The organism is Nocardioides pelophilus (assembly GCF_014180685.1).
GTDB lineage: Bacteria > Actinomycetota > Actinomycetes > Propionibacteriales > Nocardioidaceae > Nocardioides > Nocardioides pelophilus.
In genome coordinates this window covers 141,394-165,602 of sequence record NZ_JACEHF010000001.1, presented here as the reverse complement: position 1 = coordinate 165,602, position 24,209 = coordinate 141,394, and the positions used below count along the sequence as shown (strand labels likewise).

General features: G+C 68.6%; 21 protein-coding genes. 13 read left to right on the top strand and 8 right to left on the bottom strand.

Annotation, left to right across the window (positions count from 1 at the left end; all coding sequences use genetic code 11):
• Positions 1–232: 232 nt before the first annotated feature.
• The 5 genes from H0488_RS00750 to H0488_RS00730 all read left to right on the top strand — a co-directional run bounded on the left by H0488_RS00750 (position 233) and on the right by H0488_RS00730 (position 3,865).
• Positions 233–886, top strand: a complete 654-nt coding sequence (locus H0488_RS00750) for an Ea47 family protein (protein WP_183097397.1) — start codon at positions 233–235, stop codon at positions 884–886.
• Between the two features lie 231 nt (positions 887–1,117).
• On the top strand, positions 1,118–1,300 hold the full coding sequence (locus tag H0488_RS00745; RefSeq protein WP_183097396.1) for a hypothetical protein: 183 nt from the start codon (positions 1,118–1,120) through the stop codon (positions 1,298–1,300).
• 74 nt (positions 1,301–1,374) lie between these two features.
• Positions 1,375–2,487, top strand: a complete 1,113-nt coding sequence (locus tag H0488_RS00740; RefSeq protein WP_183097395.1) for a hypothetical protein — start codon at positions 1,375–1,377, stop codon at positions 2,485–2,487.
• A gap of 172 nt (positions 2,488–2,659) precedes the next feature.
• Complete coding sequence (locus H0488_RS00735) at positions 2,660–2,857, top strand: hypothetical protein (RefSeq protein WP_183097394.1); 198 nt, start codon at positions 2,660–2,662, stop codon at positions 2,855–2,857.
• Positions 2,858–3,424: 567 nt separating this feature from the next.
• Entirely contained in the window at positions 3,425–3,865 is a 441-nt protein-coding gene (locus H0488_RS00730; RefSeq protein WP_183097393.1) for a hypothetical protein, read from the top strand.
• Between the two features lie 333 nt (positions 3,866–4,198).
• Here H0488_RS00730 and mobF read toward each other — a convergent pair whose 3' ends face one another.
• A complete protein-coding gene (mobF, locus tag H0488_RS00725) occupies positions 4,199–10,105 on the bottom strand; it encodes a MobF family relaxase (protein WP_246371241.1) in 5,907 nt (1,968 codons plus the stop codon).
• A 297-nt stretch (positions 10,106–10,402) separates the two neighbouring features.
• Here mobF and H0488_RS00720 point away from each other — a divergent pair, with 297 nt between their 5' ends.
• Entirely contained in the window at positions 10,403–10,813 is a 411-nt protein-coding gene (locus H0488_RS00720; protein ID WP_220794063.1) for a hypothetical protein, read from the top strand.
• Complete coding sequence (locus H0488_RS00715) at positions 10,779–11,318, top strand: hypothetical protein (protein WP_312856160.1); 540 nt, start codon at positions 10,779–10,781, stop codon at positions 11,316–11,318. The genes H0488_RS00720 and H0488_RS00715 overlap by 35 nt, the downstream gene beginning before the upstream one ends.
• 23 nt (positions 11,319–11,341) lie before the next feature.
• Here the strand turns inward: H0488_RS00715 and H0488_RS00710 are convergent, their stop codons facing one another.
• From H0488_RS00710 to H0488_RS00680, 7 genes are all read right to left on the bottom strand, one after another.
• Positions 11,342–11,692, bottom strand: a complete 351-nt coding sequence (locus H0488_RS00710) for a hypothetical protein (RefSeq protein WP_183097391.1) — start codon at positions 11,690–11,692, stop codon at positions 11,342–11,344.
• The gene (locus H0488_RS00705) at positions 11,689–11,931 is read right to left on the bottom strand and encodes a hypothetical protein (protein WP_010832688.1); all 243 of its coding nucleotides are present in this window, start codon (positions 11,929–11,931) and stop codon (positions 11,689–11,691) included. Before H0488_RS00705 ends, H0488_RS00710 begins: the two co-directional genes overlap by 4 nt.
• Complete coding sequence (locus H0488_RS00700; RefSeq protein ID WP_183097390.1) at positions 11,928–12,227, bottom strand: hypothetical protein; 300 nt, start codon at positions 12,225–12,227, stop codon at positions 11,928–11,930. The genes H0488_RS00705 and H0488_RS00700 overlap by 4 nt, the downstream gene beginning before the upstream one ends.
• On the bottom strand, positions 12,224–12,463 hold the full coding sequence (locus H0488_RS00695; RefSeq protein ID WP_183097389.1) for a hypothetical protein: 240 nt from the start codon (positions 12,461–12,463) through the stop codon (positions 12,224–12,226). Before H0488_RS00695 ends, H0488_RS00700 begins: the two co-directional genes overlap by 4 nt.
• Positions 12,460–12,756, bottom strand: coding sequence for a hypothetical protein (locus H0488_RS00690; RefSeq protein ID WP_183097388.1), 297 nt, complete (start codon positions 12,754–12,756; stop codon positions 12,460–12,462). The genes H0488_RS00695 and H0488_RS00690 overlap by 4 nt, the downstream gene beginning before the upstream one ends.
• A 76-nt stretch (positions 12,757–12,832) precedes the next feature.
• On the bottom strand, positions 12,833–13,837 hold the full coding sequence (locus tag H0488_RS00685; protein ID WP_183097387.1) for a DUF932 domain-containing protein: 1,005 nt from the start codon (positions 13,835–13,837) through the stop codon (positions 12,833–12,835).
• A gap of 119 nt (positions 13,838–13,956) precedes the next feature.
• Complete coding sequence (locus H0488_RS00680; protein WP_183097386.1) at positions 13,957–15,534, bottom strand: ParB/RepB/Spo0J family partition protein; 1,578 nt, start codon at positions 15,532–15,534, stop codon at positions 13,957–13,959.
• A gap of 313 nt (positions 15,535–15,847) precedes the next feature.
• On the opposite strand from H0488_RS00680, the gene H0488_RS00675 reads away from it, so the two are divergent.
• The 6 genes from H0488_RS00675 (at position 15,848) to dpdF (ending at position 24,209) form a co-directional block, all read left to right on the top strand.
• Positions 15,848–16,303 (top strand): hypothetical protein, encoded by a 456-nt coding sequence (locus H0488_RS00675; protein ID WP_183097385.1) that lies wholly within the window; start codon positions 15,848–15,850, stop codon positions 16,301–16,303.
• Positions 16,304–16,538: 235 nt separating this feature from the next.
• The gene (locus H0488_RS00670) at positions 16,539–16,928 is read left to right on the top strand and encodes a single-stranded DNA-binding protein (protein ID WP_183097384.1); all 390 of its coding nucleotides are present in this window, start codon (positions 16,539–16,541) and stop codon (positions 16,926–16,928) included.
• Between the two features lie 14 nt (positions 16,929–16,942).
• Entirely contained in the window at positions 16,943–17,977 is a 1,035-nt protein-coding gene (locus H0488_RS00665) for a DUF4192 domain-containing protein (RefSeq protein ID WP_183097383.1), read from the top strand.
• A 13-nt stretch (positions 17,978–17,990) separates the two neighbouring features.
• Complete coding sequence (locus H0488_RS00660) at positions 17,991–18,146, top strand: hypothetical protein (protein WP_183097382.1); 156 nt, start codon at positions 17,991–17,993, stop codon at positions 18,144–18,146.
• Between the two features lie 472 nt (positions 18,147–18,618).
• Positions 18,619–21,684, top strand: coding sequence for a protein DpdE (dpdE, locus tag H0488_RS00655; protein WP_312856159.1), 3,066 nt, complete (start codon positions 18,619–18,621; stop codon positions 21,682–21,684).
• On the top strand, positions 21,684–24,209 hold the full coding sequence (gene dpdF, locus H0488_RS00650) for a protein DpdF (RefSeq protein WP_183097380.1): 2,526 nt from the start codon (positions 21,684–21,686) through the stop codon (positions 24,207–24,209). Before dpdE ends, dpdF begins: the two co-directional genes overlap by 1 nt.

Below are 24,209 nucleotides of genomic sequence, written 5' to 3'. Positions count from 1 at the left end.
GATCATCGGCTCGGCGATTGCCAATCCCCCGGTAGTTCCGAGGAAACTGTTTCGCGACTAAGCGGGGACTGCCACGCCACATCTGGCGGTCGTAGTCCGCGGCTTCAGGAGGACAAGTGCCTTCAGCCTGCCGGCTGGCTGCGGACTCGGCGAGATCCTCGATGCCAGCGCCCAGCTTCGCTCCCAGGCCCCTGAGCCCGGTACGTTCAGATAGGCCAACACGAGGAGGCGGATGATGGTGGGGCCGGTCGAGGGTGCATTCCCCGATTTGCCGCGCGTGCCTGCGTTGCCTCACCTGCGCCCGCAGAACGCCTCCGCGATGGCGGTTGTGGCCGAGGCGGAGTCGGTCCTCCGAGCCGCCAGGGACGCAGTGCACCAGGTTGAACACTGCGCGCGGCCCGGTCAGCAGTTGGCGCACATCCGGTCAGCCGTGGTTGACATCCGGCGCGTCACCTTCGTGCTGCAAACGCTCAGCAGCCGCGTCGATGGCTTTGACGACTGGTATCACGGAGTCCAGGTCACGCTGCGCGCTGATCCGCTCATGAGGTACTTCGTCGAACTGCGCAACGACATCGAGAAGCGAGGGCTGCCGGGCGCCGTCGCCGAGCTGTACCGCGTGGACACGGGTGAGGCGATCGCGGACGTCGCTTGCTTTGAGGATCAGTACGGACTAGCGGTCAGTGGAGCGGTTCGCCCGGACGTTCACCTTGCGCAGAGTGGGCTGAGCGGGGCGCACGGGCTCCGCCATTTTCGTCTTCCCGACCCGCCCACAACGCACCAAGGTCGGGAGCTGACGGATCTCCGTTTCGCGACCCTGTCCGGCCTCGCGCTCGACTTCCTTGAGGCCCGAGCCGTGATCCCAGCCAGGTCACGTTTTGCCGACTAGGGCTCCTTTGCAGGCGCTGACATCGTCCGTATGATTGCTGACTGCAACACCTGTTGAACTCGATCACGCCAGCCACCCGGCATGGACACGGCGTCTATATATATGGCTCAGATCGTGTGCGCCCCTCAAAGTTGTGAGTTCCTCAACCGTTGCTGAACCATTCGGTTTGCCACTTATCCGTTCGCTGCTTCTTGCCGGGAGTCGCAGTCACTTCGGCTGAGGAGAGCCCGAATGAACCAGTCCCCAGTACCTGCACGAATCCTCGACGACACCCGCGTGGAGGCTCTCGTCGCGAGGGCGGTTCCGCTGACCCTGGCGGCACTGCTGGCGGTGTACGCCATCCACAAGACCGGCTCAACCGATGCACTCTATGGCCTGACACGACTTCTCGACGCAGTGGCCGGCCGCGACTGACCGGGCATGGAGCTGTTCCCAGTGTTCACCGGGTAGGCCTTCGCCGGGCTGCACCGCTGGCGCATAGTGCTGGTGTGGGCTCTGCAACCGAGGTCATCCCGGACAGCGTCATCGAGCACGACGGCATGCTCTGGAAGCCGCGCCGGGGCACGACCGTCTCTGCCGACGAGTTCATCGCCGCGCGGACGCTGTTCGTCGAGCTCAACCACGATGCGGTCTGGAATCCCTGGGTCCGGGACGAGCGCGAAGCCGACCTCGACCGCGCCGCCGAGATCATGAGCCAGTGGCAGCGTGCCGAGCCTGGCCACAGACACTTGAGTCTCAAGCAGTGGGAAGCGCAGCAGACGCGACGCGACCGACAACGCGAGAAGCAACGCGCCACGGAAGATGCGCGGCGTCAGCGCGACAAGGAACGCTACGACGAGCAGCGATCCACCGCCCGCCTCCGGCTCATCGAGGTGCAATCGCGCCTCGACTATGAGCTGAGCGAGTTGGCCGGCTTCCGCGACGGCACCAGGTTCCCCGCGATGGATCCTAAGCGGCGGGAACAGGAGATCGCAGAACTGGAGCAGAAGGTAGAGCGCCTCCAGGCCGAGGTCGGCAAGCTGGCTCCGATCGTCAGCGATCCCGAGGACGTCGTGGATGAGCACGGCTGGCTGCCTCGTGACCGGCGGCAGCACACCTGGTGGTCGTACCGACTGGAACGCGAGCGCAAGGTCCGCGATCTCAAGGGGCAACTGCCAGGGCTGCAAGCAGCCCTCGAGGCGTGTACCGATCGGGCAGAACGCCGCGACCACCGAGCCAAGTTGGCCGAGGCCAATCGGAAGCTCGACGGCCTCATCGCCGAGGGACCGTTCACTGCCGAGGAGATGTGCTCGGAGTGCGCCACCCCGATGGCACACCATGGGTGGGTCTGGCCTCCTGGCCACCCATGCCCGGCCTGGCCCGGTTGGGCGGCGCGGATGCGCGAAGCTCGACAGATGCTTGAGGCGTTCGCCAAGCGGCGCGAGGAGGCGGTGCCGCCACCGAAGCCCACGCCGCAGCCGCTGGCAGTCGTCCCCTCTGGGCTGCCCATTGCCGAGGTCGTCGCCAAGCTGAGTGAGCTTCAGCAGCAGTACCCGGACGCCGAAGTCCGTCGCGGCCGGGCGAATCGGTGGGAGTTGTGGGCGCCTGAGGGGCCGGAGTAGCCGCGGCACCGGAGGGTGCGGCCGAACGGGATGGTCAAGACGAGTTCCTCGATTCCGGGGACGTGGTCCGCTCCGCGGTGGTGGGATCTGATTGCCCTGCAGGTGACCCGAGACGCCTGCCGGGCACCATGCATTCGGGGCGCGCATCGACGCCTGGCTTTGGGGAGGCGTCTTGACTGTCTTCGAGATTCACGACGAGGCCGGCTTCGCGGCGGCCAAAGCCTTCCTGGCTGGGTGGCTGCCGCAGGTCGATGCCCATCTCACGAGGCTTCTCGGGCTGCCGAACCCGCTCGACGCGGTGCACGTGTTCCTTAGCGATCAGGCGACGCACGAGCAGCGGTTCCCTCGGAGGAGAAGGAGCTGCTCTTGAACGCCGGCGGTGACCAACCGGTCGAGGACATCCCGATTCGGACCGAGACTTACGCCCATGGTGTGGCCCACCTGACCGATAGCAGCCTCAGCCTGCCACCGGGCATCCCCGACGGAGAGCCCGGCATCTTCCTCGACTGCGAGACCTTGGGCAGGATCGCCGAAGAGATCGGTATCGAGTTCGAGCCAGTCCTCGGTCGGACCGCGATCCACGAGTTGTCGCACATTGTGCGTGGGCATGTCACCTCCGACCGAGCGCGTACTCATGGATTTGCGCGCGAAGGCGATGCACAGTGTGACGCCTGGGCCGTGACGGCCTCGATGTTGACCTCGCCTGCGACCCGCGCCAATGCGCTCGCCGGTCGGGCCGCACAGGTGCGGCTCGCCGACCGTCAACCGCGTGCGTACACCATGTTCGGGAACGACTCGGCAGATCGCTACCACCTGGAACCACGAGGACCCCGAGAGCACGGTTCACCTCGTCCGAACGCCCCGGAACCTGCTCGCGGTCATCCAGGAGGACATCGTCGAAGTGCCCGTCCGTACGCTCGTCTCGCCAGTTCCAGAGGTGGGTGACCTCATCTACCTGGCTGAGGAGCGGGACGACCATGACTACTTCGTCGCTGGCCCATGGGTTGTTCTCAATCGCGCTGACGACGCGATCTCGCTGTCCAAGCGGGATCGTGAGGAAGTCGCAAAGATCGAACGCGATCAGAGGCGGAGTTATCGCGCGCGAACTGATATTCAGTACGTCGTGCTGCGACCGTTCAGTGTGTTGAGCGCCGCGCCTGCCGTGAGTACCGATGACCTTCCGCCGATTGGCATTCCGTATGCGGTCGGCGAACCCGGAGTCTGGCTCGATCACCTTGTCAGTCCGGCCGTGCCGGTCCTCGAGCAGATACGCGTCGAACGCCGTGCCGTCCATGCTGTGTTCGTGGACGGAGTCGGCGAGGACTTCCGGGTGAAGTTGCAGCAGTCGGGGTACGTCTTCGATCCCGATGCCGATTGACACGCTTGATGACGGTTGACGATCGCTCCCATGGCGCGCCACTCGACACCGTGGTTCGCGGGCAGTTCGCGCTGCAGCGCTCCTGCCTCGTACCGCTCAACCAACTCAGCTGCTGGTCCGCCCACAGGCCGACCAGACGCTGCTTCTCCCGCTCGACGGGCTGCGGCTGAAGCCTCTCCGGCGGAGCGCAGGATGCTGAGCCACTCCGCAGACCGAGGAGGGGCTTGATAGATGTCCCGCTAGAAACCACCTGACCGGACAACTGTCTGAGAACAGCGATGCGACTTACGTCGCGTCACAGGGTCGCTAGGTCGCGGCATCGCGGAGGTTGAGTCAGCGCCGGCTGACGCCCGGGGCAGGTCCGTTACTACCCGGCATCGGATGGTGTTGAACTCTGCGAAGCGACGAGACGGCCGCGTCCGTTGCGGGGTACGAGTCGACGGGAAGCAGGAGGCGGGACACGATCCGGTAGCGCAGGTCGCGGGCTGGGCCGTCGCCCAGGGGCTTCTCAGCGACCAGGCCGCGCGTGGCGGCGCCGACGTCGTGACCCTGCTCGTGGGCCTCCTGCAGCATCGCCGCGGTGGCGGGCCAGTCGCCCTGCTCGAGGAGGCGCGGGTCGAGCTCGCGAGCCAGCGGGGCCCACCGCTCAGCCGGGGTCTTCTCGGCCGCGGCCGAGAGCCGGGCGCGGACCTCGCTGCTCTTGTGGAGCTCGGCCAGCGCCGCCTTCCGCGGGTCGGCATCCCAGGTCTTGACCGCGTCACGCAGGTCGCGTCGCGCCTGCATCTGGGAGAGCTGTAGGCGGGCCCGGACCTGGTTGACGCCCGGCTCCCAGGCGCGGCTGGGACGAGCCGACAGGATCCTAATGGCCGCCACGCTCGCCTGCTCCGGGGCGAGATTGTCGAGCCGCTCGCTGAGCAGGTGGTCACCTAGCGAGCGGAAGGCCGGCTGGCCGCTGGCCACCGCGGCAGTGAGCGCCGCGGGCCCGCGCTGTGCGAGCAGGTCGGCGGGGTCGAGGCCGTCGGGGAACCGGGCGTAGCCGGGGTCCAGTCCGTGCGGGGTGAGCATCCAGAAGTCGCGCTCGGCCGCGACCTGGCCCGCCAGGTCGGCATCGGTGGCCACGATCGGGTCGCGGCCGGCGGCAGCCAACTGGGCGGCCTGCTCGTCGGTCAGCGACGTGCCGAGCGGGGCCACGCCGAGGTAGAGGCCAGCGCTGGCCAGCGTGACCGCGACGGCGTCCATCGGGCCCTCGACGATCACCGGGACGGCGCCTTCGGCGAGCAGTTCGTCGACGACGCCGAACAGTTGGGCGCCCTTGTGGAACAGCGGGGTGTCGGCGGTGTTGAGGTACTTCGGACCGCCCTTGTCGGCGTCGGTGAGGTCGGGACGGCGGCGGCCGACGAAGCCGAGCACCTCGCCCTGGTGGATCACCGGGAACATCACGCGGTCGCGGAACCGGTCGATGAGGCGGCCGGTGCTGGCCTCCACAGCGACGCCGGTGGCGAGCATCTCGGCGTCGCTGACGCCGCGGCCGCGGAGGTGGTCGACCAGGTTGGTCCAGCCGGCCGGAGCCTGACCGGGGCGGAACCGCTCGTCGCCGGCGAGATCGAGTCCGAACCGTCCGGTGAGGTAGTCGCGGCCCCACGAGTCGGTGAACCGGGACTCGAAGAGGGCCTGCGTGAGCTCGTTGATCTCGACCATGCGCTCACGCGTGACGGGGGAGGAGTGCCACTCGTCGGCCCGCTGGTACATGAGCCGGATGTCGGCGTCGGTGGGCTCCAGTCGGGTGCCGCCGAGGTCGCGGATGTAGGCGGCCAGGGTGAGATCGGGCTCGACGAACTGGTCCTCGTCGACGTCGACCAAGTGCTCGTCGGGCGCTTCAACCAGGTGCTCGTCGGACGGGCCGGGGTCCTCGGCGAGCGGCCAGTCGGTCCAGTCGTGGTCGGTGGCGTGGTCGACGAGCGTCGCCGGGGGCTCGATCCCGTCCCATAGGTCTGCGGGCGGCTCGTCGAAGTGGTAGTCGTGCGTGTGCTCGTCGGGCGCGGTCTGCAGCGCGATCGAGGTCCGCCAGACCAGTGCCTGGCACTCGTCAACTCCGTCAAGCGCGTCGTCCCAGCCGTCGCTCGCGGCATCCCTCTGGGCCCGGCCGGCGCCCAGCAGGGCCTCGACCTGCCATCCACGCTGCAGGCCGTGGTCGACGTTGGAGACCAGCGCCGGCCACCAGGTGCTGGCCTGGATGCTCGCGGCTCGCTCGGGACCGAACAGGTCCGCGAGGCGCGGCGCCCAGTCGGTGGTGACGCTCTCGCCGTGGGAGCCGTCGCCGATCTGGGCGGCGACGGCGGGCGTGAGGTGCCGGGCCATGCGCCACCACAGCGCGGCCGCGGCGTGCTCGTCGGGCAGCGGGCCGGCCGGGTGATCGGGCGCGGCAGCGGAGCGCAGCACCTCGTGGGCCGTGACGCCGGCACGCGACATTGCGGCCAGCCGCTCGGCCAGGAGCGGGGTGAACTCGTCTTCGCGGACCTGCGGGGCCAGGGAGTAGAGCAGCTGACGCCATTCCTTGAGCGCCGGCGTGTGGTCACCGGTGACGGCCCGGTTGAGGCGCCGCTGCCACGTCGCCGACGCCTTCTGCAGCTGCGGTGCGCCGGTCGGTCGCCGGTCGTCCCCGGGGACCTGCATGGCTGCGCGCCAGACCTCGACGTCGGCCACCGTGGCGGCCTCGGGGCGGATGCCGTTCTGCGCCCACACCGGCAACGAGGACTGCTCGGCGGCGCGGGTGTGGACCTGCTCCGCGAGCTCCTCGACCAGGTGCGCGCGCTGGGCGAGGTAGGCGCCCCAGTGCGGGTCCTCGGCCAGACGCGACGGGATCCCGGGCATCCACGGCAGCGGTCCGGCGCCGGCGTTGCGCAGCCCGGAGGCGTCGAGGCGCCAGTCCAGGACCGCGGCCCGGTCGCGTGCGCTCTCCAGCTCGCGGTCACCGGCGGCGGCTCGGAGAGCTTCGACGGGGTTCTCGCCGGCCGCGCCGAGCAGCAGCAGGTGGGCGCGCAGGGTGGGCCAGGCGGCCTCATCCGACAACCCGGGAGCCAGTGCTTCGACGGCGGAGTCCAGCGCGTCGACCACGTTGACCGTGGTGCCGTCTACGCCGGTCGTGGTCTCGTGGCGCAGCAGGTCCTCGGCGGCGACGTAGAGGCTGTCGAGGTAGCGCTGCGCTGCCTCGCCGAGCCGGGTGGCCGGGTCGGCCTGCTCGCGGACCAGGCTCGTCGCGGACCGCTGGGCGTCGTCGCGAGCCAGCATCGACTCGAGGATGTCGGTGGGGGTGAGCGGCCGGACCAGGGTCGGGTGGATCACCGAGTGAGGGTCGCCGTCGCCGACGACCTCGAGGTAGACGTGGTTGGCGGTCGCGCCGCGGGTCATCATCGTGTAGAGCTGCTGGCGCGACTCCTGGCCGGTGGCCAGGCCGTGCATGGTGTCGGCGGTGACGCCCTGGGCGGTGTGCACGGTGCACGCGTAGCCGAGCTCGGTGGCCTTGGCGACGTAGTCACTCGGCAGGCGCACGGTGCGGCCGTGCTGGGTGTGCTGGACGGTCAGGTCGCCGCCGTCGTGGATCTCCAGGACGGTCCACCGATCGCCGTTCTTCACCCAGTCGGTGGCCGAGGTACGCAGCCGGCGGTCGTTCTCGCGGGTGATGATCAGCTCCCCGATCGACGCCTCGTTGCCGTCGGCGAGCCGCCGCCCCGGGCCACTGCTGGCGACGTCGGCCGGGTCGATCCCTTCCAGGCGGTGGGCGCGGGCCTGCTGATTCAGCTCGCTGACCAGGTCGCGGGTCGGGGCGAGCATGATCGAGTCCAGGCCGGCGGCGCGGTCGGCCTGCCAGGCGGCGAAGACCTCCTCGGTCATGGTCGCCAGGTCGCCGACGTGAACCCGGTCGCGGTCGAGGTAGAAGCCGAGCGCCTCGCTCTTGCCTTCGCGCAGTGCCAGCGACGCTGCGCCCTCGGCGGGGTCTTTGAACCGGACGAGCTCGGTCAGCTGGAGCGCGCCGTGGGTGGCGCGGATGTCGCGCAGCACGCCGCCGGCGCCGATCGCGGAGAGTTGCTGGTCGTCACCGATCAGGCGGACGCTGCCGCCGCGCTCGAGGATGTAGGAGACCGCGGCGTCCAGGGAAAGGGTGTCGGCCATGCCCGCCTCGTCGATCACGACGAGCGTTGAGGAGTCGATGCCGGCGACCCACTCCGGCATCGCGGCACCGGTCTGCCGGGCCTGCTCGAGTGAGTGCGTGAGCTTGGCCAGGGTGTCGGTCTGGGTGTCGATCTGGGACCGCAGGGCGTCCGCGGCCGCCGCTGACGGCGCGAGGCCGATGATGGTGCCGCCGCCGTCGCTCCACGCGTTGGCCAGGGCACGCATCGCGGTGGTCTTGCCCGATCCGGCCGGGGCGATCGCCAGCTGGAGCCGGGCGCCCGAGGTGGCCATCGCCCGCACCAGCGTGGCCTGTCCAGCGTTGAGGGTGATGCCGTTGGCGGTCGACTCCAGAAGCGCCAGGTCGACCGAGGACGCCACGACGGCGTACCCCTCATGGCGGCCGGCGGCGTCGACCAGACGCTGCTCGGCGGCCAGCACCTTGCTCGAGGTGAACAGGTCGGCCCCGGCCTGGGTGTAGACCGAGGACCCGTCCGCGCGACGTAGCTCGACCGGCTCGCTGATGGTGTCCCAGGGGCGGGCCATGCTCACCGAGCGGTCGTCGAGGACCTCGCTGACCAACAGGTCGACCACCTGGGAGACCTGGTTGGTGGGCACATTGGCGGCCCGGACCTGCCGCTGGGCCTCGGCGTAGACGTGCCAGTACTGCCACGTGCTCCGGCCACCCTCCATCGTCGCCACGATGCGGTCGGTGGTTTTGGCGAACCAGGCCGAGTCGGCCAGGGAGCGAGCCGCGCCCTTCGGGTGGAGCGCGCCGTGCACCATCTGCTTGACCTGTTGCGGGGTGCCCAGCACCTCGACCGCCTCGCGGGTCCAGGCCTCGCGCTGCTCGGCCATCGAGCGCGGCTCGTGCTTGGCCTCGCGGGTCTCCAGCGTCGCCTGCTGGGCCAACTGGATGGTCTCTACGGGCGTCGGGGGCCGGCCGTGGGTGGCCTGGAACGCCGCAGCGAGGACCTTGCGGCGGTCCTCGACGTTGATCCGGCGCTTGGAGAACCGGCGGTTCAGATCGGGGTCGACGCCGACGATCTCACGCACCGGCCGCTTGCGGGCGTCCTCGTTCGGGCGCTCCTCGAACCGCACGCCGAGGGCGTCGACCACGTGCCGCTCGAGCGCGGTGTTGTAGGTCTCCGAGGCCGAGACGACCGCCTTGTGCAGCGGCCGGCCGTCGATGGCCAGCCACTTGCCGTCGAGGGTCTGGACCTTGTTCGCCACGGCGACGTGCGTATGCAAGTCGGGGTCTCCGGCGCGGGAGTCGCGGTGGGTGAACGCCGTGGCGACCAGGCCGCGGACGTCGACCTGGCGCACGCCGTTGGTGCCCCGGCGCGTGAACAGTGCCTTGGATTCGATGAAGTTCAGCGCGTCCTTGATCGCCGCCTGGTGGGCCCGCTCGATCACCGCGGCGGTCTTCGGGTCGGAGATCGCCCACAGCACCGAGACGCTCTTGACCGGGGAGAAGGTCAGGTCGTAGCCGGCGACGGCGTTGGTCTTGGGGCGGGAGTGCTTGGCGATCGTCGACGCGAGCTCACGGGCATCCGCCGGTTCGCGGCCGTGCTCGGCACGGAAGAACTCCGCGGCCACCTCGGTGCGGATCTTGGCCCGGTCGGCGGCGGGGACCGGCCAGTCCCCGGGCAGGCCGGCGGCCCCGTTGAAGGCAGCCATGCGCTTGGCGACCTCGATCCGGAACGGGCTGATGTCGTTGTCGTAGACCTTGTAGGGCGTGCCGAGCCGGACCGCGGTCTTGTAGTCCGCATCGGTCGGCCGGCCGGCCTCATCGCGGCCGATCCGCAGGTCCAGCTCCTTGGTCCGCTGGGTGGCCAGCGGGTGGTGCCCGGAGCCGAACAGGCTCTGCATGTGGTCGGCGGTGACGACGTCGCCGGCATCGAGTCCCTCAATGCCGCCCATACCCGAGCCGACCCACACGCCTGGGGTCTCGCCCTTCTCGGTGTAGTAGCTCGCCAGCCCGGTGTGGCCCTTGTCGGTGGCGTCCATCGCTGCGACCTGGCGGGTCAGGTAGTCGTACCCCGACCCCGCCGTCAGCTTGTGGAGGCTCATCGTCACGGTCACCTACGTGCGCACGCGCGCGGCAGGCGATCACTTTCGGCCGGATTTCTGCTCTATTCTTTCTATTCGGCCGACCGAGAATGCAAGAGGTGTGTGGCACTTGGTCGGTCGCGGAAATCCGGGGGGACGCTCAGGGCTGTCGGTGACGGCTGGGGCGTCGGGTTCGGATCGGGTGGGCTGAACGGGTCGAGGGAGCGGGTTGATGTTTCTGCGGTTCTGTGATCGCTCGGGGTCCAGGAAATGTCGTAGGTGACTGTCAGAGTCCATGTCGACACGAGTGAGGACCGGATGAGTCAGCAGACGATCAAGCAGCAGGCACGGCGTACGGCGCGGGAGATGGCCGAGAAGCGGCGGCGCGAGCGCGAGGAGCGGGAGCGTCGGGTGATCGACCTGGCCGAGCGGGTCATGGTCGCGATCGGTGAGCGCGACGCGGCGGTGGCCGAGGCCGAGAAGCGCGCGGGTGAGGCGCTCCGGGAGTTGACCGAGCGCGAGGGCCTGTCGCTGGGCGAGGCCGTCGAGTGGTGCGGCGAGACGATCACCGTGCGCGAAGCGACGCGGCTACGGCGGCTCGCCAGTGAGTCGCTGGCGAGCGACGACGGCGAGCAGGACAGCGACCGTGACGGCGCGCAGGGCGGCGACGGTGCGGCGCTGGCGACCGCTGGGGGTGGGGGAGCGGGTGCCGGTTCGTCGGCTGGATGACGCCGGCCTCGGCGCGGTCGCGGCCGCGATCACCGATCCGGCTGTGCTCGCGCGGTACCGGGCGAAGGTCGCCACGGTGCCGGGGAGCGAGTGCCTGTGGTGGACTGGCGCGGTTGCCGGTCGGTCCGATCGTGAGCGCACCGACGGTGGCGGGCATGGCCGGTTCTGGTACGCGCCAGGGCGGGTGATCATCTCGCACCGGTTCGCGTTCGCGGTGATGAACGGGGTGGACGCGCTCGCGGAGGCGCGGCTGCTCGGGCATCGGTGTCACAACCCGCTGTGTCAGCGGATCGCACCGGATCACGTCGTGGTGTCGAGCGCGGCGCAGAACCGCCGGGAGTGGTCGGTGCAGCGGCGGCTGCCGTACAGCCCGCTGGCCGATCCGCGTGGGCCGCGACGCCGGGCGCGGGAACTGCGTGACCTGGCGCGCGAGGACCCGCAGCTGGTGGCCGACGACCTCGCGAGGCTCCAGGAGCTGCTGGGCGAGCAACTGACGCTCTGGTGAGGTTGGGCCTTCTGGCTGGGCGGTCAGGCGGGCTCGCCGTCGAGGAGGCGACCGAGCGTCTCCCACAGGTCGAGGTAGCCGTCAGCGTCCTCGGGCGACTGCTCGCCCCACTTGGCGTGAAGATCGCGGATGCGGTCGAGTCGGTCGAGACGGTCGGGGAGCGCGTCACGGGCGGCGGCGATGAACTCGACGTCGGCGGCATGGCCGGTGGTCTTGAGGCCAAGCCGGTGGTCGTGCCCGGTGTAGTAGGCCACCACGATGGTGTCGGGCAGCAGGGCGTCGGCGGCGGTGGCGCGGATCTTGTCGCCGTCCGGAGTCCAGGGGCCGGAGGTGGCGCGTGCCTCCAGAGCGCGCAGGGTGGCGTCGTCGCTCATGCGGGCTGGTCCTCCCGGGCGGCGAGGTCGAGCCGCCCGGATGCGGCGGTCGCCACGGCGGTGATCCGGGCGGCCAGCGCCCGCAACTCGGCGGGCGTGCCCTGAATCGCCACCACGTCGTCACCGGCGAGGGTGAGGACCGGCTGACGATGCTCACCGGCACCAACCCAGTCCTCGCCGGGAGTGAACACCTGGACGCTGGTCTCCCGAGCGGCCAGCCACTCGATGTGCGCGCTCATGGGGTCACCTCGGCGGGCGCGGTGCCGATGATGCGGCGGAACGCCTCCACGTCGGCGTCGAGGGAGAACAGGCGGCGCCGGTGCTTGTCGTTCTCGGCGGCGACCTCGCCCAGGACTCCCGCGAGCCCGTGGAGGAAGGCCACGACGGCATCGGCGTCGACGGCATCGCCCATGGCGACCCACGGCTTGGGTACCCGCTCGGTGGCGGCGTAGGGCATCGCGGACATGGCGGCTCGGATGCGGCGCTGGTCGCGCTCGCTGATCACCGTCGTGGTTGAAGCTGCGTCGTTGGTCATGACTGCTCCTGTTCGGTGGTGCGGTGGGTGTGCTCGGCGTGCAGGGCGTCCAGCGCCGTGGCGACGCTGGACAGGGCCGCGTCCAGGTGGGCGCGGGCGGTCTCGGGGGTCCAGCGGCGTACGTCGCGCAGCCGGTGCTCGATGACGATCAGGTCGCAGGCCGTCTCGCTGAGCGCGTGCCGGTCCTTGGCGGCGCTGGCCTCGACGTCGGCGGGCGTGGCGGTCAGCTGGCTCATCGCAGGACGTCCTCGACTGCGCGGCGCTTGGCCTCGTCGAGCGTGCGGGTGTTGATCGCCCAGTGCTGCCCGTAGCCGCCGTCGATGTCGGCGTAGAACCCCGGGGCGAGGTAGGTCGCGTGGTCGCCGGGCGTGATCCGGATCAGGTACGTGCGCCCATGAGCGTGGACGCTGGCGGTGTGCGCGGTCCAGCGACCCGGCCAGCGGTCGTCGGCGTCTGCGGTGTGCCACTCCACCGGCGTGCTATCGAGCGTCGTCGGGGCGGCGCTGGCGTGGGTGGTCGTGTCGGTCATGGCTCCTCCGTCGGCTGGGCCGGTGGCGGGCCGGACTCGGGGTCTCAGCTCGCCACCGGAGGAACTGGCGGAACGGTCAGGCCGGAGCGAGCGCGGTCCAGGCGCGGCGCTTGATCCGGTCGGGGTCGTCGCTGGTGAGCACGCGCGTGGCGCGGGCGGTGTGCTCGTCACCCTTGGTGCGGACCGGGGCGTAGTGGTCGACGTACTCAGCCACGGCCTGGTAGCCGGCCCACGCGGTGTCGCGGATGCCGGCCTGGGTGTCGGCGTCGGCGAACAGCCAGTGCAGCCGGGAGCGGCGACGGCGCTCGGTCTCGCGGACTCGCTTGGTGGCGTTGCCCTCGGCCTTGCCGAACGTGGCGTCGATCAGGGCGTCGAACGCGGCGTCGGTCATGGTCTGCTGGATCAGCCGCTCGGCCTCGACCTGGAACGCGTCGACGTAGGTGAAGGTCAGCCCGAGCGCGTCGCGGGCGGCCTGCACGGCGGCCTTGGCGTTGCGGGTGTGCCGGATCGAGAACGACGACTCGTGGTTGCGCAGCGCCGCGCTCTGAGTGTTCGCGCAGACGACGCGGACGGGGGTGACGAGGATGCGGAACGCGCTGGTGCCGTCGTGGCTGTTGAGCGCGGCGATGTTGAGGTCGACGCGGTCGGTACCGCCAACCGTGAGCGAGTTCGGCAGCTGCATGGTGATGAACACCTGCCGCCCGCCGCGCAGTGACCCGGCGGTGTCGAAGATCGCGCCCGACTCGTCGGCCAGCAGGTTCAGGAACTCGGCGTGGTCCTCGTTCTCCAGCGGGGTGTAGCCGCCGCCTACGACGCCGAGCGCCTCCGGTGCTCCGGTGAACGGGTTGGTGCGCACCGTGGCGAAGCCGGGGACCTCGATCGGGGTGACGCCGCCCTCGCTGACCTCGGCGGTGGTGAGCGGCAACTTGCGGACGTCCCAGCCGCCCAGGTGGCCGAGCCTCATGGCTTCCTCTGCGGTGAACGCGCGGTCGCGGACGGTGGTGCCCAGGCGGTGCCAGGCGTCCTTGCGGGCGAAGACGGCTGCGGCCTGCGTGCCGTGGGTCTCGATCTCGTGTGACATGTCGGGGTCCTCCCGGGTAGCGGATCAAACGAACTGAGTCCATTCTATGGTTTCTATTCCACTGAGGGCGGTTCTCCACAGGAAGAACCGCCCTCAGGTGGGTGGGGGAGAGGAGCCGATCAGGCGGCGCTGTCGCTGGCCTCGTCGGCGTCGTCGTCGCTGTCGTCCTCGGTGCTCGGCTGCGGCTCCTCGCCGAGCAGGATCCGCTCGACCTCGCTGGGCTGGTAGCCCCACTCCACGAGCGCGCCGAGCACGCGGGCGTCCCACGCGGTCGGGTTGCGCCACGAGTGCTTGCCGGTTGTGGCCTCCCACGCGGCGACGATCGCGGCGAGGGTGGTCATGGTCGCGGCCTTCGGCGTGCTCGCCTTGGTCGCGATCTTGTGGCACTCCTCGTACCCCGCGCCGTAGTAGCCGGTCGGGACGTCGATCCCGAGCAGCGTGAAGAGCATCGGGTGCCGGTGGTCCATGGCCTTGCTCAGCGAGTGGTGGCCGGTCACGACGGCCTCGCAGATCAGGGCCTCGGCACCCTTCGGGGCGGTCTTGCGGGCCACGAACGTGGCCAGCCACTCGCGGCGCACCGTCTCCGCGCTCGCCCAGGCCTTGTTGTTGGCGATCACGCGGCGGCGCTCCTCGCGGCGGGCCTCGGCCTCCTCCTCACTCTCGCCGCTCTCGTCCGCGCTGGCGGTGCTGCCGGACCCGCCGCCGCGACGACGCAGGCCGGACGCGGCGAGGTCGGTGACGACCCACACCGGCACGTACTGCTGGTAGGGCTCGCCCGGCTCGTCGTCCTCGTGCTCCTCGTCGCTGTCGTCCTCGTGCTCCTCGTCGTACTCGTCCTCGGGGTAGACCCACTCCTTGACGACCTGGACGCGAGCGCCGGGAACGTTGGGCCAATCCTCCTCGGGCAGCGACTCGCCGTCCTCGGTGACCAGCCGCTCGATGCGCAGCACCTCGTCGGCCTCCGCGACCTCCTCGGCGCTCAGCACCGGCAGACCCTCGGCGCGCAGTCGCTCGGCCTCGGCGGCGTCGGCCTCGCGCTCGGCGGCCTCGTCGCGCAGCCGCTGGGCCTCGTGCGCGAGCGAGCGACGCCACCGCTTGGCATTCTCCAGGCGCTCGACGGCCTCGGGGTCGTGTTCGAACTCGGCGAAGATCGCGGCCTCCTCCAACGTCAGGTCACCGGAGTCGAGCCGGTTGCGGCTCTGGTCGGCCTTGGTGACCACCAGGGCGGCGTTCACGGTCGGGCGGTCGATGCTGGTGCGCTTGGCGATCTGCGCGGCGCTCACGCCGAGCAGGGCCAGCTGCTCCACGCCCGCGACGATCTCAGCCTCGCGCATCCCGGCGCGGTGGAGGTTCTCGACCATCTGGTCCCCGATCCGGTCGGCGTCGGCGGGCTGGGGGACGACGCGGGCCGGGATCAACCCGGTGGGGGTGCCGACCTCGGCGGCGGTGACGGTCCGGCGCTGCCCGCGCAGCAGGACGTACTGGCCGTCCTCGTTGCGGTAGACCGTGACGGCCTCCAGCACGCCGCGCTCCTTGATCGACTGGCGGAACTCCTTGTGGTCGGGGCGCAGGTCGGTCCGGACGTTCGTGCCGATGATGATCGCGGCGGGGTCGAGGTACAGGAACTCCTCAGCCTGGACGGCCTCGGAGGCCTCGACGGTGGTGGTGTCGGCGGGGGTCTGGATGGTGTCGGTCATGCGGCTGTCCTCCATGAGTAGAATAGAAAGAACTGACAGGACAAAGTCTCCCAGTGGGGGTCGGCGCCTACCGGGCCACAGGGCGGACCTGTGGAAAGGTGGGCACCCGGCGAGGGTGGGGAAAACCCGGCCTCACGGGGCGCGCGGACTCCGCTGCGGCGGCGAGGCGCAGCTGCACCTCGTAGCTGGCTGGAACGGAGAGGAATCGAGCGAGGGTGGGAACGGCTGCGCAGGGCCCCGACCGGGAATGCAGCGGCGTCGGTGTTAGCCGCTGCAGCTCGACGCCGGCGGAGGAGACCACGGGTGTGATCAGGTGACGAGCCAGACCACGATCCCGGTCGGGATCTACTGGAAACCCGGCGTGTGGGACCTCGCACGATCGGCCTACCTCGCAGACCTGGACACCGACGCCGACTCACCCGGCTCGTTCGTCGGCTGGCTCGCCAAGGCGCTCGAGCTCCACGCCCAGCGATCACCACAGCAGCGGGCCGAGCTCGCGGCCGCGGGCGAGAAGCATCCCGCCCTGGTCAGCGTGACCCGCAAGAGCTTCAACAAGAAGCACGACCTGCCCGCCTCGACCATCGAGGCGGTCGAAGACGCGCTCGTGGCCGACCGTCAGGAGCTCGGCCGGATGCTCGCCCGCTCGGCGTTCGCCCAGGAGGCAGTGATCGTCGCGGCCGAGGAGGCCCGCCGGCGCCTGGGCCGCGAGCTGCCGCCGCCACCGCAGAAGCTCAGCAACCGACCGCCGCGCCGCCGGCCTGCCCGGTAGCAAGCGAGGACGACGCCGGCAGTTTGGGTCGGCACCTGGTCCGAGCGTGCTTCCCAGCGCCCCGATCCGGTCCCGAGAGCCGGTCGGGGCGCGTCTGCGTGCCCTGGCCCGCTGCGCCGCCAGCCGGGCTCGAGCGGTGGAAACTACCTCGCCCGATGTGATCGCTGCCGGGCCTGGATGACACCTAGGTGACTGCGGGACCGATCAACGTCTCGCAGTCACCTAGGAGGAAGCCATGTCCACCACCGTCACCTTCGCCGGCAACCTGGCCGAGGCACCGGAGCTGCACCACACCCGGGAGAGCAAGCCGTTCGTCACCTGCCGCGTCCTGGTCAACCGCCGGATCCAGAACGACCAGGGGGAGTGGGTCAGCGACGAGCCCACCGCCCACAACGTCAAGATCTTCGGCTCGGCCGCCACCCACGTGCACGACAGCTGCGGATCCGGTGACCCGATCTTCGTCCACGGCCTCGAGCGCACCGAGAGCTGGCCGGACAAGGAGACCGGCGAGAAGCGCACCAAGGACGTGGTGGTCGTCGACAACCGCTTCGGCGAGGTCGGCCTCTCGCTCAAGTACGTCTCCGCGCGCATCGACCGCGGCCCGCACGCGGCCCAGGCCAGCTGAGGAGGTTCGCTCCGATGGATCTCGTCGTCCAGTCCCCGGACGAGCTGCTCGCCGCGGTGCCGCACGTCCTCGGCTTCAAGCCCGAGGAGTCGATCGTGCTGGTGCCCTTCCGGCCCGGGCTGCCGATCACCCGCGTCGACCTGCCCCGGACCGCCGCCGATCGCGAGGAGGTCTGGGACGCCCTCAGCGGCCCCTACGGCCGGCATGCCCTGCCCGGTTCCTGCGTTGGCATCGTCTGCATCACCCAGGACCGCCGCAACGCTGAGCTCGCCAGCCAGCACCTGTCCAACCGGCTGGAGACAGTCGGCATCACCTCCCACCTTCGGCTGTGGGCCGACGGTGAGCGCTGGAGGGAGTTCAACACCGGTGCCACCGGTCTGCAGACCCAGGAAGCAGCCGAGCGGATCGCCGCGAAGACGGTCCTCACCGGCTCCGTGCAGCCGGCGGCCAGCCGGGAATCCCTATCGGCCTCGCTGGTCGGGGACCGTGAGCCGATCGCCCAGGTCCTCGAGACGGCCCGGAAAGAAGCGGCCGCGAGCACACCCAGCGCCGAGCGCGACTGGGCACTGGACCGTCTCGAGCAGTTCCACGCCGACGGCAACCGCCTCTCCGACGTCGACGGCGCCCGGATGCTCGTGGCCCTGGAGACGATCAGCACCCGCGACGCGCTCTGGGAGGACATGAGCACCCAGAACACCGCATCACACATCGCGCTGTGGAGGGACCTGACCCGCCGCGCTCCCGAGGAGGTTCGGGCCGCCCCGGCATCGATGCTCGGCTTCGCAAGCTGGTTGCGCGGGGACGGAGCGAAGGCCTGGTGCGCGCTCGACCAGGTGCCCGTCGACCGACCCTACTCCATGGCCGCCATCGTCGCCTCTGCCCTGCAGAACGGCCTGCACCCCAGGGAGTGGGAGCGCCACCAGGCGCAGATGCGCGAGGTCGCCAGCGAGCTCGACGAGTCGTTCGTGCCGAAGCCGCCTGGCCAGAACGCGCAGCGGGACGTCCCGCGGACCCAGCCCAGCACCGACCGGTCGGCTCCAGGCCGCTGAGGAGGACACGTCGATGGACCAGCAGGACAACACCACCACGCAGCAGAGCGTCACCGAGCGTCAGCTTCGCCGCCTTGTCGTACCGGCGCCCGCCGCATACGACCCGAGCAGGCGCATCGACGTTATCCACGAACCCGACCTCGAGGTTCTGTGGGGAGGGCTGGAATGAGCGTCCCGCGCGCCGACGTCGACGAGGCCGACCTGCTCGCCCGCGTGAAGCTCAGTTTGACTATCGAACCCGGCGACCTGCGGGTGACCAGGCTGGTGAGCGAGCTCGGCGCCGGCAAGGTCCTGGGCTACCTCGAGGCGGCCGCCGAGGCAACGCCCACTGTGCCCCACAGACCGGCGACCCGGCCGAGGCTCAGCGCTGGCTCGAGAAGTACGCCTACGCCGACGTTGGCGTGGAGGCCTGATCGCCAAGAGAGATTCGGGCAGCGGTAACTGCCTGGTTGGGGCAGCACGTGGCCGACATAAGGTCGCCCGACCCGCGACTGAGCAGACTGAGCTGAGTCGAACTTCGCCCGAAGTGTCGGTTCCCATCGTTAGTCTGAACGCATGGGTCGAGGGCGCACACGTAACGTCGGTGAAGCGGTCCGCTCCGGAAGGTCCCGAGGCGGGAACGCCGGGTGAGGGGCGGGCCGATGATGCCCGCCTCTCACTTCGTTGGAAGGTGGCTGCGCGCTAGGTCCCGACCCGAGTTCGGGCTGGGCTACTGTAAGGGCGCCCGCGACGGTGCCCTCGTGTTCTCGTACGTAGATGTCCCCGAGGTCGCGGAACTCGAGCGGCTCGTGTCGCGTGAGGATGTCGTCGACAAACCGATCCCGGTTGGGACGCGAGTATGGGTTCGCGGGAAGCCCTACGGTTGGCACGCAGGCGTCGTCGATGCTGCTGCATCCGCCCAGCGTTACCACGTCTCGCTGGTGGGACATCCACAACGGCTCCTTCTGTATCAGGACCAGTTCGTCATCCGGTGGGCCCAACCGCTGGACAATCCGGCAGCAGCGATTGCGCACGGTTTGGCCGAGACTCCCACGTACTACGAAGCGCGATCTGCCCTGCTGTCCGAACTCGTCCGGCAGCGACAGGTCGCTCGCGGACTCTCAGCCGCGATTTCGGCACCGATCAACCTGTTCCAGCATCAGGTCGATACAGCCGCACGAGTCCTGGCTGATCCGGTGATGCGCTATCTCCTCGCTGACGAAGTGGGACTTGGGAAGACCATCGAGGCTGGGATCGTTGTACGTCAGTTGCTGATCGACGACCCGACGGCGCGCATCCTTGTGCTCTGCCCGGACAGTTTGCGAGGCCAGTGGACCTCTGAGTTGCGTGACCGCCTCGGACTTGGGGAAGCGTTGCAGGGGCCGCAATTGACGATCGCTCCCCACTCGTCAGCCCAAGCCCTCGCGATCCGACGCACCGATGGACTTCGCCATTACAACTTGATTGTGATTGACGAGGCACACAACCTCCTTGATCACGTTGGAGTCGATACGGAACTCGAACGCGAGTTTCGCCGCGTTGACGGTTTAATGGCGCTATCGGCGACCCCGATGCGCGGCGATCTCGAGACCTTCCGGAGGCTCCTGGCTCTGGTTGATCCGGTCGCTTTCGCCGACACCACCTCGGCCTCGTTTCGAAGGCGACTCGAGGAGCGCGAGCGAAGCGCTGGAGACGTTCAGGTCCTCGCGACGCGTCGCGCCAGTTTCAGGCAGAAGTTGGCCGTGCTTGAAAGTGTGGTGTCTGACTTTCCCGACGATGACAATGTCCAAGCACTGGCTGCCAACTGTCGGGATTCGGGCGACCCTCATGCATCGGCATGGACCGAGCTCGCCGACTATGTGCGGGAGATCTACCGGATCAGTCGCAGGATGATCCGTCATCGACGGACCAGCGAGCTCACCGACTCATACGCCGTCGCGGGGAGAGTGCCAACGTTCATTGAGGTAGCAGATCCTGCGCGACCCGTTGTGGACGAATTCTTGGAGGCATACCGCCGTCGTCTCAGCGACTCCGATTCCGACGTCTTCGCGAGGACAGTCCTTCATGCTCTCGCCGGGCCGATGGTGCTGCGAGAGTTCCTCAAGCGTCCCGTCCACGAGGACGATCGGGTCCTGTTCGAGATGACGATCGCTCGCCTGGAAATGGCAGGCGTCGAGTGCCGTTTGATGATCGCAACCGAGGTTGTTTGGCAGCGCGTCCGTGACGGCCGCAGGGTCATCGTTGCTTCGAGTTTTCCGGCTGTCCTCGATCGGTTCGACGAGATGGTTCAGGACGGGGTCGCTGAACACAAGGTCCACCATCACTATCACTCCATGACGCCCGAAGATCGAGATCATGCGGTCGCAGACTTCCTTGGAGAGTGCGGCGGAGCAATCCTCATAGCTGACACATCTATGGAGGAGGGACGCAATCTTCAGGGCGCAGAAGTGTTGATCAACTTGGATCTTCCGCTTGATGTCAACCGACTGGATCAGCGCATCGGTCGCCTGGATAGGTACGCAGTGCGTCCTGAACCGGCAGAGGTCGTGGTCTTCACGGAACCGACCAGCGACTGGGTCTCCGCACACATCCACCTTCTCGATCGCGGCATCGGAGTCTTCCAGTCGTCTGTATCCACCGTACAGAGGTTGTTGTCCGCCGTGCTAGCCGCCGTACTCGAGAACCTGCTCAACAAGGGCGTTGAGGCGCTGCAGATCGACGTTGCGCACCAGCGCGAGGAGTTGGAGATCGAGCGCGACAACATCGATCTGCTGGAGGAGTTGGAGTCTGTGGAGGCGGCGACTGTCTTCGGCGCACAGGCTTTCGAAGATCTCCTTCAGTACGAGGCGGAACCCGACAACCTGAGGGGAGCCGTTCGGAGGCTCACCACGGGTACGGGCTCGTTGGCGCTGAGACCCGCCGAGTCCCACGCAGGAGTACTCCGGTTCGGCAGCGCTCGAGGTGTCGGCCTCGCAGCGGATGAAGCCGGGACGCTCGAGCGACTCCTTCAGCCGAAGGCATTTCATCGCGCAGTTGCGTTGGAGCACCCAAACGTATCGCCGTTTCGAATCGGCGATCCGCTCGTGGATTGGCTCCAGCACTACTTGGTGGCCGACGAGCGTGGGCGCGCTTCGGCAGTGGTCCGACCGGTACCGGGCCTTGGTTCCCCATCGCTTTGGCTGCACTGCGAGTTCCTAGTGGAGTTTGATGCAGCTCAGTCAGCCGTCAATGGGGGTCCGAGCCGGCGTCGACTCTCCCGCCGAGGGGAAGCCCACCTTCAGCCCATGCGGCTCGAGACTTGGACCGATGCATTTGGGGCTGCGCCGAGTGACCTCGTCGAGACGGTACTGAGCCTTCCCTTTGACCCCGATCGGGATGAGGTACTGCGCGGGAAGATCTGGGAACCCGTGCTTGAGGAGTTGCCGGATTGGTCGCGCCTCTGCGAGGAGAGCGCCAACGCCGCTTGGGAGGAGGTCCGAACATCTCCTGAACTCGAATCCGCTCTGCGAAGTGGCTTGGAGACCGCGGAGCAAGACGCAGTCCGAAGACTCGCGATTCTCGAGGCACGGGCGCGACGTCTGCCGAGCGGATCGGAGCGTCGAGCGGCGCAGGAGGAACTTCGCTTGGAGCGCGACGCCGCGCAGGCGATCGCTGCGGGGATTCGGAACCCATCGATGCGCTTGGTGGCATGCGGCGCATGCGTGTCGTGGCCCGAGGAGAAGTTCTAGTGGACGAAGAAGCAGATGTCATCGAGTACCTGCGCCGCGGCGAATCCCCGTTGTCGTTCCAAGACGATCTGCACAGCCGGCTAAGCGGTGCCCTCAGTGACTCATCTGCGAGCCCCCTCGATCGCGCGGTGCTTCTGCGCCAACTGCTTCGCAGGTGGTCGCTGCGTGATGGGCGCGATGTCCCGGTTGGCCTGGCCAAGGACTTCTCAGACTCGATCCGCCAGGCGGCAGAGCGTGTTGGGCTCCGCGAACGGGGTGATGGGATGTGGATAGCCAATCCCTGGTTGCCGAAGTGGCTCGAATGCGACGGGGTCGTGCCCGACACGGCGGCATTGGCAGGGACGACAGAGGGGAATCGCTTCCATGCGGAGCCCCTGAGCGCGGACCCCTTCTTCGAGCACAGCACCGGATTCCCCACTTACCAGACGCCCGGGCAGCGGGCAGCTTGTCGGGCGGTGATGTCGACCCCGGAAGGCTCGACGGTGATCGCCATGCTTCCCACCGGGTCTGGGAAGACGGAGATCGCGCTCTGTCTCTCAGATCGGGTGAGGACCGGACTCACGGTGATCGTGGTGCCCACCGTGGCGCTTGCGTACGACTTCCAGCGCCGATTCCGAGACCACTTCGCACGTCGCAACAAGCGGGTCAACCCGGAATCGCTCCACTTCGCGTGGACAGCTAGTACAGACGAGTCGACGAGAAGCGCGTTCAAGACTCGGATCGCCAACGGCCAACAACCACTGCTGGTGACATCTCCGGAGTCGATGACCCGTGCCCTGCGACAAACACTTCTGGACGCTGCCTCGATTGGTCGCCTGCAAGGCTTCGTCATCGATGAGGCCCATCTGGTAACGCAATGGGGTCGGTTCTTCAGGCCCGAGTTCCGAACGCTGTCCGACCTGAGACGCGATCTGCTTCAGTGTGCCGAAAAGGCTGGTCACGCTCGGCCGGTCACGTTGCTCCTCAGCGCCACCCTGGGTAGTGCGGAAATGTCTGACCTCATCTCCCTCTTCGGCGACCCCGGGCCTTGCAGTCCAGTCGTCGCGAACGCCCTCCGAAGCGAACCTGACATCTGGATCGCCCATTCGACCGAGTTGGAGGAGCGGGCTGAACGCGTTCTCGACACCCTGGCTCACTGCGCTCGGCCCGCAGTTCTCTATGTGACCAAGCCCGAGAAGGCCGAGGAATGGCTGCTCGATCTGCGTGCGGTGGGGTACTCGCGGATTGCGGTGGTCACCGGTAGAAGCACCGCGGCTGAGCGTTCTTCCGTTCTCCAGGGCATCCGGGCGACGCCTGGCGCCCCGAGTGGTATCGATCTCGTCGTCGCCACGTCAGCCTTTGGACTCGGGATCGACTATCCGCACATTCGCTCGGTTGTTCACGCGTGTCTTCCGGAGACCGTCGACCGCTGGTACCAAGAGCTTGGCCGGGGTGGGCGAGACGGCGCCGCATGCGCGGCCTACCTGCTCTCAGGACCCGGGGATGACGCCGAAGCCGAAAGTCTCGGCGTCAAGGTCCTGTCGCCGGCGATCGCCCATAAGCGGTGGGATGATCTCTGGAATCACAAGAGGCTCCTCAGGGATCGAACGTTCATGGACCTCGAGGGCGCGCGTGGCTCGGTCGGACGAGGCGACTTCAACCGGCGGTGGAATGCACAGGTAATCCAGGGCCTTATCGAACTTGGTGAACTGAGGCGGGAGCAGTTCGACATTGAGGACATCCAAGAGTTGGCCAACAAGGACGACGTCGACGTCTCTGACTGGACTGCAGTGAGCCGAATCGCCGCTCGGCTGGGAACGCCTTCTTTCTGGGAAGACGTCTGGCGTCCATGGCAACTCCGAGAGATGAGTCGCTCGTCAAGGTCGCTGGACCGGATTCGCGACGTGTCGCGTTTGAAGGTTGGCGCTTGCGGATGCATCGCGGCGGCGTATGCCCCCGAGGAGGAGTTGCAGCAACGGTGGGGCAGTCGCTTGGAGTTCATGGAACCGGTTGGGGACTGCGGCAGGTGCCCGGAGTGCCGACGCCGTGGCGTGGCCCCTTACGCTGACCCGCCGCCAGCGCCTGATCAACAATGGGCGGTTTCCCCGAGCGACCTCCGGGATTTGGAGACATTCGCGAGTGCAGCTCGCGGTGTCAACGGATGTGCCTTGGTGACGCATCAGCAGGAAGAGGATGATCTCGCGTTGCGGATCGGGGCCGGTCTGGCAATGCTCGGCGTACGACACTTCGGGGGCCTTTCTGGGCCTGTTAAGGGCCGGCAGGGGGAGGCGACCTTCTTCGACGCTGCCCCGCTCTCGCCGCTGGACCTGACGCCTGTATCGAGTTTCTCCTATTTCGCCCGGGGTCAGCAGGTCTCCCGCCAGTGGCTAGCCCGCCGCGAGGCCGTCCGACCGGATCGAGATGGCCATCCGTTGGTCGACGTACTGATGGTGCCCAACGCGATCACGATCGGCGGTCGATCGGTCGGCAAGGACATTCCTTCGCTGGCCGCTGCGACGGCCCTCGAACTTCTGCCGAGGAGCTGA

Coding starts and splice junctions, on each gene's coding strand:
- H0488_RS00750 (WP_183097397.1), top strand. CDS start 233: ATGATGGTGGGGCCGGTCGAGGGTGCATTCCCCGATTTGCCGCGCGTG.
- H0488_RS00745 (WP_183097396.1), top strand. CDS start 1,118: ATGAACCAGTCCCCAGTACCTGCACGAATCCTCGACGACACCCGCGTG.
- mobF (WP_246371241.1), bottom strand. CDS start 10,105: ATGAGCCTCCACAAGCTGACGGCGGGGTCGGGGTACGACTACCTGACC.
- H0488_RS00720 (WP_220794063.1), top strand. CDS start 10,403: ATGAGTCAGCAGACGATCAAGCAGCAGGCACGGCGTACGGCGCGGGAG.
- H0488_RS00710 (WP_183097391.1), bottom strand. CDS start 11,692: ATGAGCGACGACGCCACCCTGCGCGCTCTGGAGGCACGCGCCACCTCC.
- H0488_RS00705 (WP_010832688.1), bottom strand. CDS start 11,931: ATGAGCGCGCACATCGAGTGGCTGGCCGCTCGGGAGACCAGCGTCCAG.
- H0488_RS00700 (WP_183097390.1), bottom strand. CDS start 12,227: ATGACCAACGACGCAGCTTCAACCACGACGGTGATCAGCGAGCGCGAC.
- H0488_RS00695 (WP_183097389.1), bottom strand. CDS start 12,463: ATGAGCCAGCTGACCGCCACGCCCGCCGACGTCGAGGCCAGCGCCGCC.
- H0488_RS00690 (WP_183097388.1), bottom strand. CDS start 12,756: ATGACCGACACGACCACCCACGCCAGCGCCGCCCCGACGACGCTCGAT.
- H0488_RS00685 (WP_183097387.1), bottom strand. CDS start 13,837: ATGTCACACGAGATCGAGACCCACGGCACGCAGGCCGCAGCCGTCTTC.
- H0488_RS00680 (WP_183097386.1), bottom strand. CDS start 15,534: ATGACCGACACCATCCAGACCCCCGCCGACACCACCACCGTCGAGGCC.
- H0488_RS00670 (WP_183097384.1), top strand. CDS start 16,539: ATGTCCACCACCGTCACCTTCGCCGGCAACCTGGCCGAGGCACCGGAG.
- H0488_RS00665 (WP_183097383.1), top strand. CDS start 16,943: ATGGATCTCGTCGTCCAGTCCCCGGACGAGCTGCTCGCCGCGGTGCCG.
- H0488_RS00660 (WP_183097382.1), top strand. CDS start 17,991: ATGGACCAGCAGGACAACACCACCACGCAGCAGAGCGTCACCGAGCGT.
- dpdE (WP_312856159.1), top strand. CDS start 18,619: ATGATGCCCGCCTCTCACTTCGTTGGAAGGTGGCTGCGCGCTAGGTCC.